The organism is Massilia sp. S19_KUP03_FR1 (assembly GCF_036688685.1).
In the GTDB taxonomy this organism is placed as follows: domain Bacteria; phylum Pseudomonadota; class Gammaproteobacteria; order Burkholderiales; family Burkholderiaceae_D; genus JALYUM01.
In genome coordinates, this window is the sequence record NZ_JAQQPS010000006.1 from 86886 (window position 1) to 99725 (window position 12840).

The 12840-nt window shown below is 63.6% G+C and carries 8 protein-coding genes and 1 pseudogene; 4 read left to right on the forward strand and 5 right to left on the reverse strand.

Annotated elements, in window-relative coordinates:
• Positions 1-35 precede the first annotated feature (35 nt).
• Together V6M87_RS08305 and V6M87_RS08310 are read left to right on the forward strand one after the other, a co-directional pair.
• Complete coding sequence (locus tag V6M87_RS08305; RefSeq protein WP_332876143.1) at positions 36-3392, forward strand: hybrid sensor histidine kinase/response regulator; 3357 nt, start codon at positions 36-38, stop codon at positions 3390-3392.
• A pseudogene (locus V6M87_RS08310) lies at positions 3367-4270 on the forward strand (response regulator). Before V6M87_RS08305 ends, V6M87_RS08310 begins: the two are co-directional and overlap by 26 nt.
• Before the next feature lie 38 nt (positions 4271-4308).
• Here the strand turns inward: V6M87_RS08310 and urtE are convergent.
• The 5 genes from urtE to urtA form a co-directional block, all read right to left on the reverse strand.
• Positions 4309-5007 (reverse strand): urea ABC transporter ATP-binding subunit UrtE, encoded by a 699-nt coding sequence (gene urtE / locus V6M87_RS08315; RefSeq protein WP_332876144.1) that lies wholly within the window; start codon positions 5005-5007, stop codon positions 4309-4311.
• 15 nt (positions 5008-5022) lie between these two features.
• Entirely contained in the window at positions 5023-5811 is a 789-nt protein-coding gene (gene urtD, locus V6M87_RS08320; protein ID WP_332876145.1) for an urea ABC transporter ATP-binding protein UrtD, read from the reverse strand.
• Positions 5808-6863: an urea ABC transporter permease subunit UrtC gene (gene urtC / locus V6M87_RS08325; RefSeq protein WP_332876316.1), complete on the reverse strand. Its 1056-nt coding sequence runs from the start codon at positions 6861-6863 to the stop codon at positions 5808-5810. The genes urtD and urtC overlap by 4 nt, the downstream gene beginning before the upstream one ends.
• A 53-nt stretch (positions 6864-6916) precedes the next feature.
• Positions 6917-8524, reverse strand: a complete 1608-nt coding sequence (gene urtB, locus V6M87_RS08330; RefSeq protein ID WP_332876146.1) for an urea ABC transporter permease subunit UrtB — start codon at positions 8522-8524, stop codon at positions 6917-6919.
• A gap of 125 nt (positions 8525-8649) precedes the next feature.
• Entirely contained in the window at positions 8650-9906 is a 1257-nt protein-coding gene (gene urtA / locus V6M87_RS08335; RefSeq protein WP_332876147.1) for an urea ABC transporter substrate-binding protein, read from the reverse strand.
• A gap of 248 nt (positions 9907-10154) precedes the next feature.
• Here urtA and V6M87_RS08340 point away from each other — a divergent pair, with 248 nt between their 5' ends.
• Both V6M87_RS08340 and V6M87_RS08345 read left to right on the forward strand, forming a co-directional pair.
• Complete coding sequence (locus tag V6M87_RS08340; protein ID WP_332876148.1) at positions 10155-10994, forward strand: phytanoyl-CoA dioxygenase family protein; 840 nt, start codon at positions 10155-10157, stop codon at positions 10992-10994.
• Between the two features lie 985 nt (positions 10995-11979).
• Positions 11980-12834 carry a DUF3592 domain-containing protein gene (locus V6M87_RS08345; protein WP_332876149.1) on the forward strand — a complete coding sequence of 285 codons (855 nt, stop codon included), beginning with the start codon at positions 11980-11982 and terminating at the stop codon, positions 12832-12834.
• The last annotated feature ends 6 nt before the right edge of the window (positions 12835-12840 follow it).

The window sequence follows — 12840 nt, forward strand, 5'->3', positions numbered from 1 at the left end:
TGCCTTCAGGCTCGATTCTTGCTTGAAATTCAGACATGTATACCAATGCCGCCACGCGCGAACCCACCCAACGCATCGTCAAGATCCGGCGCGACTACAACACCTTTGTCGCCGACGAAACGATCGAAGACTATGCCTTGCGCTTCACGCCGCGCGCCTTCCGCAAATGGTCGATCTTTCGTGTTGCCAACACAGCGTTCGGCGCGACCTCGTTCCTGGTGCTCGAAGCCATTGGCGGCACCATCGCCGTCAACTACGGTTTTACCAATGCGTTCTGGGCGATTGTCGCCATCGGGCTGATCATCTTCCTCACCGGCCTGCCGATCAGCTACTACGCGGCGCAGTATGGCCTCGACATGGACTTGCTCACGCGCGGCGCCGGCTTCGGCTACATCGGCTCGACCATCTCGTCCTTCGTCTACGCCTCGTTCACCTTCATCCTGTTCGCGCTGGAGGCGGCCATCATGGCCTATGCGCTGGAACTGTATTTTAATTTGCCGCTATCGCTCGGCTACCTGGTCAGCGCCCTGGTCGTCATCCCGCTGGTGACCCACGGCGTGACCCTGATCAGCCGCATCCAGATGCTCACCCAGCCGGTCTGGCTGGTGTTACTGGCCTTGCCCTTCATCGCCATCCTGATAAAACAGCCGCAGTTGTTCGCGCAACTGGGACAGTTCGGCGGCGGCAGCGGCACCCACCACGGTTTCGATGTGCTGCAATTCGGCGCCGCCACCGCGGTCGGCGTCGCCCTCATCACGCAGATCGGCGAGCAGGTCGACTTCCTGCGCTTCATGCCGGAGCGTACCAGCACCAACCGCGTGCGCTGGCACCTGGGCGTGCTGGCCGCAGGCCCCGGCTGGATCGTGCTCGGCATGGGCAAGCTGCTCGGCGGCGCGCTGTTGGCGCTGCTCGCCATCGAAGGCGGCGCCACGCTGGCGCAGGCGGTGAACCCGAATCAGATGTATTTGGCCGGCTTTCGCCAGGTGTTCGACTACCCTGCGCTGGCCATGCTGGCCACTGCAGTCTTCGTCATCGTCTCGCAGGTCAAGATCAACATGACCAATGCGTATGCCGGCTCGCTCGCCTGGTCGAACTTCTTTGCGCGGCTGACGCACAGCCATCCGGGCCGCGTGGTGTGGGCCGTCTTCAATGCGTTGATCGCCGTGCTGCTGATGGAGCTCGACGTGTTCCAGGCCATCGAGCAGGTGCTGGGCCTTTATTCGAACATCGCCATCGCATGGATCACGGCGGTGGTGGCCGACCTGGTGATCAACAAGCCGCTGGGCCTGTCCCCGAAGGGCATCGAGTTCCGCCGCGCCTACCTGTACGACATCAACCCGGTCGGCGTGGGCGCCATGCTGCTGGCCTCGACGCTGTCGATTGCCGCATTTGGCGGCGTGTTCGGCGCGCATGCGCAAGCCTTTTCCGCCTTCATCGCTCTGGGCACCGCACTGCTGGCGTCCCCGCTGATCGCCTGGATCACGCGCGGCAAATACTACCTGGCGCGGCCCGCCCACGGCTGGCCGAAGGGCGCCACGACCAGCACCTGCTGCATCTGCGAGAAAGAGTACGAGCTCGATGACATGGCGCACTGCCCGGCCTATCAGGGCCCCATCTGCTCGCTGTGCTGCTGCCTCGATGCGCGCTGCGACGACGCTTGCAAGCCGCACGCGCGCCTGTCGACCCAGTGGGAAAACGCTACCCGCGCGCTGCTGCCGGAAACACTGTGGCCGTACATGAGCAGCAGGCTGGCCCACTACCTGCTGCTGATGCTGGCCACCAGCACCTTTTTCGGCATCCTGCTCGGCCTTTTGTATGCGCACGAACAGAGTGTCACCGGGACGGTCCTGCTGCCGGCGCTGCGGGTCGCCTTCATCAAGGTATTTGGCGCCCTGGTGCTGGCCAGCGGTATTGTCGCCTGGTGGCTGGTGCTGACCGGCGAAAGCCGCCGCGTGGCGCAGGAAGAATCGAACCGACAAACCGGCCTGCTGACGCGCGAGATCGAACTGCACGCATCGACCGACGCCCAGCTCCAGCAAGCCAAGCAACAGGCCGACCACGCCAACCAGGCCAAGAGCCGCTACCTGGCCGCCATCAGCCACGAGATTCGCACGCCGCTGAACAGCATTCTCGGCTACGCCCAGCTGCTCGACAACGATCCGGCGATTCCCGTGCACCGCCAGCAGGCGATCCGCGTGATTCGCGGCAGCGGCGAGCACCTGCTGTCGCTGATCGAAGGCTCGCTCGACATCGCGCGCATCGAAGGCGGAAAATTCAGCTTCGACATCCGCGCCATCGCCTTCCCTGCCTTCCTCAGCCAGATCGCGCGCATGTTCGAACAGCAGGCGCAGGGCAAGGGACTCGATTTCCTGTATGAAGCCGACGCCTTGCCGGAGGTCGTGCGCGCCGACAGCAAGCGCCTCGGCCAGATCCTCATGAACCTGCTTGGCAACGCCGTCAAATTCACCGAGCGTGGCGGCGTCGCGCTGCGCGTGCGCTACGCGCGCGAGATGGCCACCTTCGAAGTGCGCGACAGCGGACCGGGTATCTTGCCGGACGAGGCCGAGCGCATTTTTGAGCCCTACGCGCGCGGCAGCGCCGGCCATGACACCGGCGGCACCGGCCTGGGCCTGCCGATCAGCCGCATGCTGGTGCAGCTGATGGGTGGCGAATTGACGCTTGCGACGACCCCTGCCGGCACCACGTTCACGGTGCGCTTGCAGCTGCCGCGCGTGCACGCGCCCGCGCACGTGGCGCACGCCTTTGCGCCAACCGGCTACAGCGGCCGGCGCCGGCGCATTTTGGTGGTCGACAACGAGCGCGTCGACCGCACGCTGCTGGTCGACATCCTGACCCAGGTCGGCTTTGAAACTCAGGAGGCCAAGACCGGGCTGGACGCCCTGCTGCGCTACACCGACTGGCAACCTGACCTGATCCTGATGGACCTGGCCATGCCGGAAATGGATGGCTGGGAAGCGGCCCGCATCCTGCGCCACGAACGCCAGGCGAGCGTGCCGATCCTGATCGTCTCGGCGAATGGCTATGATAAAACGCTGGAAAACCCGGCCGGCATCGCAGCCGCCGACTTCATCATCAAGCCGGTCAACCTGGCCGAACTGCTGGAACGGATCGGCGTGCGGCTGGCGCTTGACTGGACGGTGGTGGTCCCGATGCAGGTTGCGCCGCCGGTGCTGGTGTTCCCGCCGTCCGCGCAGCTGGACACGCTGCGCGAACATCTCGCGCTGGGCTACGTGCGCGGCGTGAAGAACGCACTCGACACGCTCGCGCCACACTACCCCGTGTTCGCCGACGCACTGCGCCAACTGGTCGCCAAATTTGACCTCGACGCAATGACTGCGTTTCTCGATGCAGGAGCCCAACATGATCAATAAACCGTTCGACCGCCATGCCGGCGGTGTCGTGCTGATCGTCGACGATATTCCCGAAAACCTGGCCGTGCTGCACGATGCGCTGGACGAATCGGGCTACACCGTACTGGTCGCCAACAATGGCCTTGCCGCGCTGGAGCGCGCGCGCCAGGCCGTGCCCGACGTGATCCTGTTAGACGCCGTCATGCCCGGCATGGACGGTTTCGACGTGTGCCGCCGCCTGCGCGCCGACAGCGCCACGCGCGCCATTCCGATCATCTTCATGACGGGTCTGACCGAAACCGAGCACGTGGTGGCGGCATTTTCCGCCGGCGGCACCGATTACGTGACCAAGCCGCGCGCGCATCGCCGCCCACGTGAGCACGGCGCGGCTGATGAACCAGGCGCGCAGCGCACTCGACGCCTTCGGCAACGCGGTGCTGGCGGTGACGCCGGACGATGGCCGCATCATCTGGCAAACGCCGCTGGCGCGCCAGTGGTTGCAGCAGTATTTCGGCAACGATGTCGACGCCGTCACGCCGGCGCCGCTGGCGGCCTGGCTGGCTGGCGCGACCGAAGCGCCCCTGACGATCATCCGCGGCGCCGCACGCCTGACGTTCACCGCGCCGGACCGGCGTGGCGGCGACCAGTGGATGATCGTGCTGCGCGAAGAATCGGATACGGCGCGGGTGAAGGCCTTGATGGCGCTGTTCAGGGTCACGCAGCGCGAAGCGGAGGTGCTGCACTGGGTCATCCAGGGCAAGACCAACCGCGACATCGCCGACATCCTCGGCATGAGCCCACGCACCGTGAACAAGCACCTGGAACACGTGTTCGAGAAACTGGGGGTGGAGACCAGGACGGCGGCGGCGACGCTGGCGACGAACCGCTTGCGGATGTAGCCTTCAACAACGGTTTTTAAGATATTGGCGCTAAGCGCTCACACCGCCAGATGCCTTCTCACATGCTCCCCATCCATCTCGTCCGCCGTCCCGCTGGCCACCACCTCCCCGCGCGACAGCACCACGAATTTGTCGGCCAGCACCCGCGCAAAATCGAAATACTGCTCGCACAGCAGGATGCCAATATCGCCGCGCTGGCGCAGCATCTGGATCACGCGCTCGATATCCTTGATGATCGACGGCTGAATGCCTTCGGTCGGCTCGTCCAGGATGATCAGTTCCGGCCGCTGCAGCAGCGCCCGCGCAATCGCCAGTTGCTGTTGCTGCCCACCCGACAAATCGCCGCCACGCCGTCCCAGCATCTGTTTGAGCACCGGGAACAGATCGTAGACTTCGCCGCTGATCTGCGCCGCCTCGCGGCCCGACAAGGTCGCCATGCCCATCGTCAGGTTCTCTTGCACCGTCAGGCGCGCGAAGATATCGCGGCCCTGCGGCACGTAGGCGATGCCGCGCGCCGCGCGCCGGTGCGGCTTGAGTTTCGTGATGTCGCGGCCGTTCCAGACCACGCTGCCGCGCGCCACCGGCAGCACACCCATCAGGCATTTCAGCAGCGTAGTTTTGCCCACGCCATTGCGGCCCAGCAGCGCCACGCACTCCCCTTTTGCCACCGACAGCGAGACGCCGCGCAGGATGTGCGCCGCGCCGTAGAACTGATTGACCTGTTCGACCTGCAGCATGTTATCTCCCCCGAATTACCTACCCAAATAAACTTCGATGACACGCTCATGCGCCTGCACTTCGTCCATGCGGCCCTCGGCCAGTACCGACCCCTCGTGCAGCACCGTCACCTTGCCCTGCTGCGCGATCTCGGTAACGAAGCCCATATCGTGTTCGACCACCACGATCGAGTGCTTGCCGCGCAATTCATTCAACAGTTCGGCAGTGCGCGCCGTCTCGGCGTCGGACATGCCGGCCACCGGTTCGTCCAGTAGAATCAGCTGCGGCTCCTGCACCAGCAGCATGCCGATCTCCAGCCACTGCTTCTGGCCGTGCGAAAGCAAGCCGGCCGGGCGGTACTCCTGGCCGCCGAGCCGGATCAGGCGCACGATGGCGGCAATGCGGTCCTGCTGTTCGGACGTCAAACGCGCAAACAGCGTGGGGCGCACGCGCTTGTCCATTTTCATGGCCAGCTCGAGATTCTCGAACACCGTGTGCTGCTCGAACACGGTGGGACGCTGGAACTTACGGCCGATGCCGGCGTGGGCGATGGCGTATTCCGTCATCGAGGCCAGGTCGTGCGACTGGCCGAACCAGGCGCTGCCCGACGTCGGCCGCGTCTTGCCGGTGATGACGTCCATCATCGTCGTCTTGCCGGCGCCGTTCGGGCCGATGATGCAACGCAGTTCGCCCACCGAGATGTCCAGATTGAGCTTGTTCAGTGCCCGGAAACCGTCGAAGCTGACGGTGATGTCTTCCAGGTAAAGGATGGCGCCATGCGTGGTATCGACCCCGGGGCGCTTGTTGACCATGCTGTCGCTCATGCCGTTTCCTCCTCGCTGACCGGTGCACGCCGCAGGCGCGCCAGTGCCGGCAGCACGCCCAGAATCCCCTGTCGCATGAACAGCGTGACGAGGATGAACAACAGGCCGAGCGCGAACAGCCACAGTTCCGGGAAGGCCGCCGTCAGCCAGCTTTTCAGGCCATTGACGACGAAGGCGCCGATGATTGGCCCGACCAGGGTGCCGCGCCCGCCGATGGCCACCCAGATGACCATCTCGATCGAGTTGGCCGGCGACATTTCGGACGGGTTGATGATGCCCACCTGCGGCACGTACAGCGCGCCGGCAATCGCACACAGCACCGCCGACAGGGTCCACACGAACAGCTTGAACGAGAGCGGGTTGTAGCCGATGAACATCAGGCGCGACTCGGCGTCGCGCACGCCCTGCAGCACGCGCCCGAGTTTCGAACCGACGATCCAGCGGCACAGCAGCAGCGCGCCGAGCAGCGCCGCCAGCGTGGCGAGATACAGCGCGGCGCGGGTTTCCGGCGCCGTGATGGCATGGCCCAGGATGCGCTTGAAATCGGTAAAACCGTTGTTGCCGCCGAAGCCGGTGTCGTTGCGGAAGAATAGCAGCATGAAGGCGTAGGTCATGGCCTGGGTGATGATGGAAAAGTAGACCCCCTTGATGCGCGAGCGGAACGCAAAATAGCCAAAGATGAAGGCGAGCAGCCCCGGCACCAGCACCACCAGCAGCAGGCAGTACGCGAAGTGATCGGTGAATGCCCAGTACCACGGGTAATCCTTCCAGTCGAGGAAAACCATGAAGTCGGGCAGCCGGCTGCCGTAGCTGCCCTCGCTACCGATGGCGCGCATCAAATACATGCCGTGGGCGTAGGCGCCCAGTGCGAAAAACACGCCGTGGCCGAGCGACAGGATGCCGGTGTAGCCCCATACCAGGTCGAGCGCCAGCGCGGCCAGCGCGTAGCACATGAATTTGCCGACCAGGCCCAGGAGATAGCCGGACACGTGCAGCGGGTGGCCGTCCGGCAGCGCCAGGTTCAGCAACGGCAGCAGCGCCGCACCCAGCATGCAGACGGCCAGCACGATCCAGCCGCGCCGGGTGAACAGAAAGGGTGTGTGATTCAATCGACGCTCCTGCCCTTCAGCGCGAACAGGCCTTGCGGGCGGCGCTGAATAAAAATGATGATGACGACCAGGATGCAGATCTTGGCCATCACGGCGCCGGCCACCGGTTCGAGGAATTTATTCAGTTCTCCCAGCCCCAACGCCCCGATCACGGTACCGGCCAGCTGGCCGACGCCGCCCAGCACCACCACCATGAACGAGTCGACGATGTAGGACTGGCCCAGATCAGGACCCACGTTGCCGAGCTGCGACAGCGCCACGCCACCGAGGCCGGCGATGCCGGAACCGAGCCCGAAGGTCAGCATGTCGATGCGGCCGGTGGGCACGCCGACGCAATCGGCCATGCGGCGGTTCTGCATGACGGCGCGCACGAACAGACCAAGGCGGGTTTTATTCAGGATCAGCCAGACCGCGCCGACCACCAGGAAGGCGAAGGCGATGATCACGATGCGGTTGTACGGCAACACCAGCGAACCGAGCACCGTCATCCCGCCCGACATCCAGGCGGGATTGCCCACTTCGACGTTCTGCGCGCCGAAGATCGTGCGCACGGCTTGCTGCAGCATCAGGCTGATGCCCCATGTGGCCAGCAGGGTTTCCAGCGGACGCCCATACAGCCAGCGGATCACGCTGCGCTCGAGTACCACGCCGACGCCAAACGCCACCAGGAAGGCGGCCGGCAGTGCGGCCACCAAATACCAGTCGGCGGCGCCCGGCCAGTAATGACGGAACAGCGACTGGCACAGATAGGTGGTGTAGGCGCCGATCATCAACAGCTCGCCGTGCGCCATGTTGATGATGCCCATCAGGCCGAAGGTGATGGCCAGCCCGAGCGCGGTGAGCAGCAGCACGCTGCCCAGCGAAATCCCGTAGAACAGGTTGGCGATGATGTCGTTGCGGGTGGCGCGGCCCTCGATGGCAGCCAGCGTGGTGGCGGCCGCGGCACGCAGGGAAGCATCGGCTTCGACATAGCTGCCATCAGGGTTCTTGGCCAGCATCGCCTGCAATTGCGGGCGCAAGGCCGGCGTGCCGTCGGCGGCCAGCGCCATCACGGCTGCCTTGCGCCGGGTGGGATCCGTCACCTGCAGGTCGGCGCTGGCGACCAGCTGGCGCAAAATGGTTTGAATGTCCGGGTCCTGCTCGGCTGCCAGCGCACGGCGCAGCAGCGGGGCCTGGGCGGGGTCTGGCCGCGCCGCCTGCAGTGCTGTGGCCGCGGCCAGGCGTTGATCACGTTCCGGCGCCAGCAGCGCCAGGCCGGACAAGGCCGCCTGGACCGCACCGCGCAGGCGGTTGTTGACGACGATGCCATCAAGGCCGTCGGGCAGCGCCAGCGTTTTGTCCGTGGCCGGATCGATGGCCTGGCCGTCGTGGACGATCAGGACCTGGCCAGTGGAGGTGGCCATCAGTTCGTCGTCGAGCAGCGCCTGCAGCACCTTGCGGGCATCGTTGGTGCCGACGGCGGCAATGCGGGCGACGGCGTCGACGCGGGCCTCGGCGTCGTCGCCGGACAAGGGCTGCAGCAGCGCGGGGTCGATGGCGGCGTGGGCCAGTGCGGGGAGGCACAGGGCCAAGGCAGTCAGGAGGCGTACGAACAGGTGCTTCATTATTTACCTTGTTGGCTCTCGAACGTCATTCCCGCGCAGGAGGGAACCCATAACCCGTTCGCCGAATCGTTGACGTTCGCGCTACTGCGACGGTGCTATGGATCCCCGCCTGCGCGGGGACTGCATCACAACTTCTGCTTCCCCTCATTGCCCTTGATATACGGGCTCCAGGGCTGCGCCCGAATCGGTTCCTTGCTCTTCCAGACCACGTTGAACTGGCCATCGGCCTTGATCTCGCCAATCATCACCGGCTTGTGCAAATGGTGGTTGGTCGCATCCATCGTGAGGGTGTAGCCCGACGGCGCCTTGAACGCTTGCCCGGCCATCGCCGCGATCACCTTGTCGGTGTCGGTCGATTTGGCCTTCTCCACCGCCTGTGCCCACATGTGGATGCCGACATAGGTCGCTTCCATCGGGTCGTTGGTGACGGCCGTGGCGGCGTTCGGCAGCTTCTTCGCGACCGCATACGCCTTCCACTTCTTCACGAACTCGGCATTGGTCGGGTTCTTGACGGACTCGAAGTAATTCCATGCGGCAAGGTGGCCCACCAGCGGCTTGGTGTCGACGCCGCGCAGCTCTTCTTCGCCCACCGAGAACGCCACCACCGGCACATCGGTCGCCTTCAGGCCGGCGTTGCCCAGTTCCTTGTAGAACGGGACGTTGGAGTCGCCGTTGATGGTCGAGATCACGGCGGTCTTACCGCCGCTTGAAAACTTCTTGATGTTGGCGACAATGGTCTGGTAGTCGGCGTGGCCGAACGGCGTGTACAGTTCCTGGATGTCGGCATCCTTGATGCCCTTGGTGGCCAGATAGGCGCGCAGGATCTTGTTGGTGGTGCGCGGATAGACGTAGTCGGTCCCGAGCAGCACGAAGCGTTTCGCGCCGCCGCCATCTTTGCTCATCACGTATTCGAGCGCCGGAATGGCCTGCTGGTTGGGCGCGGCGCCGGTATAGAACACGTTCTTTTCCAGCTCCTCGCCTTCGTACTGGACCGGGTAAAACAGCAGGCCGTTGAGCTCCTTGACGACGGGCAGCACCGATTTGCGCGACACCGAGGTCCAGCAGCCAAACACGGCGACGGCCTTGTTCCTGGCGATCAGCTCACGCGCCTTTTCGGCGAACAGCGGCCAGTTCGAGGCCGGATCGACGATCACCGGTTCGAGCTTCTTGCCCAGCACGCCGCCCTTGGCATTGATCTCGTCGATCGCCATCAGCGCCACGTCTTTCAACGAGGTTTCGGAAATCGCCATCGTGCCGGACAGCGAATGGAGGATGCCGACCTTGATGGTATCGGCGGCGTAAGCCGGCAAGCCGCTGGCCAGCAGCGCGGCGCCGGCGGCGATACGGGTGGCGCAAGTGAGGAAGGTGCGACGGTTCGACATGATGGCCTCGTGGTGGACGGTGGAAGGGTTCAATTCAATACTGGCGCTGCAGCGTGGCCAGTGCGTGTTGCCATCATCACCACCCGCGACCGCGCTGAACATACGTCAGCTTACGTAGTGGCGCGTTTGGCACAGCCCATCGACTGCCCCCTATCCCTGCCGTTGCAGCGCCGCTGCGGCGCTGGCAGTACGATCCGCGCGCCTTCTGACGTACAATTGCGCACTCGTTCACCCCACTTCGCCCCACCATGCTGACACCAGAACAGCGCGCCGCCTGGCAGCGCGACGGCTACATCATTCTTCCCGATTTCAAAAGCCCGGAAGACATCGCCGGCCTGCGCGCGCGCGCAGAACAGATCGTCGACGACTTCGACCCGAGTCAATCGCGCACCATTTTCACCACGCGCGACCAGGAAGCGGCCAGCGACGCCTGGTTCCTCGGCTCGGACAACAGCGTGCGCTGCTTTTTCGAAGAAGAGGCGTTCGGCCCGGACGGCCAGCTCAAGCAGGCCAAGGCGCTGTCGATCAACAAGATCGGCCACGCGATGCACGACCTCGATCCGGTCTTCGCCGCGTTCACGCGCGACCCGAAACTGGCCGAGCTGGCCGGCGACCTCGATTTGATCGATCCGAAAGTCTGGCAGGCCCAGTATATTTTCAAGCAGCCCGGCATCGGCGGCGAAGTGCGCTGGCACCAGGACGCAACGTTTTTCGACTCGACGCCGATCAGCGTGACCACCTTCTGGTTCGCGCTGGAAGACGCGACGGTGGACAACGGCTGCCTGTGGGCCGAGCCGGGCGGCCATCGCGGCCCCCTGCGCGAGCGCTTCGTGCGCACCGGCGACGTGATCTCAATGGAAAAGCTCGACACGACGCCGTGGCCGGATGACAGCGTGGCCGTCGCCTTGCCCGCCAAGGCCGGCACGCTGATCTGCTTTCACGGCTTGCTGCCGCACTACAGCGCGCCGAACCGCTCGCCGCTGTCGCGGCACGCATTCACGCTGCATGCCACCAATGGCACAACAGAATATTCCGAGAAGAACTGGATCCAGCGAACGCACGACTTCCCTGTGCGAGGCTTCATCTGACCGAACGGCGTTATCTGGTCGCACTAACGGCGCGCGTTTAAAAAAAGTCGTGCTCGCATTCAAGGCCGTTTTCAGCTCGAATTAATTGTATGTGAGGCAGCGCCCATGCTCGCGCTATCTGCAGATGCGCTTGCAATCGACGGCGCAGGCTTGCATTCCATGGTGGGCCGCCGTGCTGGCTGCAGATACCATAAGGCCATGGATATCGTCTCGCCGGCGTGTAGAAATCGGACGACCATGTTTCGAATGTGGCGTATCAGCCCATGCGAGACGCGAAAAGCGTCCCGGTGGCACAGCCTCGCGTGGTTGTACCTGTACCGTACGATCGTTCACAGGCAACTTCCGCTTTCGGCCAAAAGCGGACGTTCAGAAACGTCTGCATTAACGTACAACATCGACTCAGACTGACTCGTTAATGAATATTTATCCCTGCGAATCGAGCATCTTGATTTCGAACGATAGCGGCTCTCTCTCCTATGTCTCGATCGAGCCGTGGGGGGAGGAAGTCACACTTCAAAAAGGTGACCAACTTCGCATAGTTGGGCGTGGGCCAAAAAAAGTGGGCGTTATGAAATTGAGTTATGAGGGAAGCGCGTTGGTGGTTGAGGGTTGGCCCGGCTCGACACTAAGCTTCACGCTTAACGATGAGGTGCTCAATACTGCATCTAAAGTCATTTCGTGCCTCTGACAGCGGCAGGATGCCGATCGGCAAGCAGCTCATCACATTTGCACCAGCGCGACAGTGTGAACGTCTGCAATGGGTCGAAATCGGCCAGTCGCCATCCTCGGCTTCGTGGCCCGCGCCACCGCGCTACACGCGACCTTCTGGATGCTCGCTGGTTTGCTAGTACTGATGCAGCTCTGTGCGCGATGTTGACGTCTCGGCACAACACCGGCACCGATGTGGGACGTGATGCTGGCGTGACTTATTATTGCATTCATGCAATTATCGATTGCGTCGTTTCCGCCACCCGAGTCAGGTTTCATGCCATCCATTTCGAATCCACCGTCCCTGAGGGCGAAGGTCGTCTACGCCGTGTTATGTACAGTGGCGGCGGGCGTGTTGTTCATCGTGCAGGCCAACCGGACCAGGAACGGATATCTGTATGCAAGCGGCAGCGTCGAAGCGTATATCGGCGTGTTCGGTGCCATGGCATTCGCCTCTGGCATGGTCGGTATCTTTGCGCTTGGTTTGCTGGCTTTCAGGCGCATCAGGCCCGGTATTATCTGTCTGGCGTGCGCGATCGGGCTAATAGGGGCTGCGCAGTACGGCCGCGTTCCGTGCGCACCGGTAGCCGGGCTGGCGGGTTACCAGTGCGTCGTTCCCGGAACATCCATATGGAAGGGCAAGAGCATGGGCCGCGGGCACATTTCCAGGGAAGTGCAGTACGAGCGGATGACCGTGGTCATGCAGATCCTGTTCGGGCTTGGTGGCGCGACGACCATCTGGGCCATATTTCTTTGCCGCCAGGCGCGCCGCAGCCAGGATTGGCCAATGGTTCCCGGACTTGTCACCCACGCAAAGGTCAACCGCCGTGCCGCCCCGAGCGGCGAACCCGCCTGGATGGCGCGCTGGAACTGGCACGTTTGCTTCCTCTACAGTGTCGATGGGCAGGCGTACCAGGGAACGCGGGTTTATCTGGGGATGGATGTGCCGATTGGCGTGGCGCGCAATATCGTCGCGAAATTTCCCGCTGGGTCGGCGGTGAACGTGTATTACAACCCAGCGCACCATGGCCGCGCCTTGCTCATTTCCGGCATGAATAAATACACCTGGTTTGCATTTTTGCCGGGCCTCTTTTTTGGGATACTCGCAGTTGGATTCTGGCACGTGCGATGACGTGCG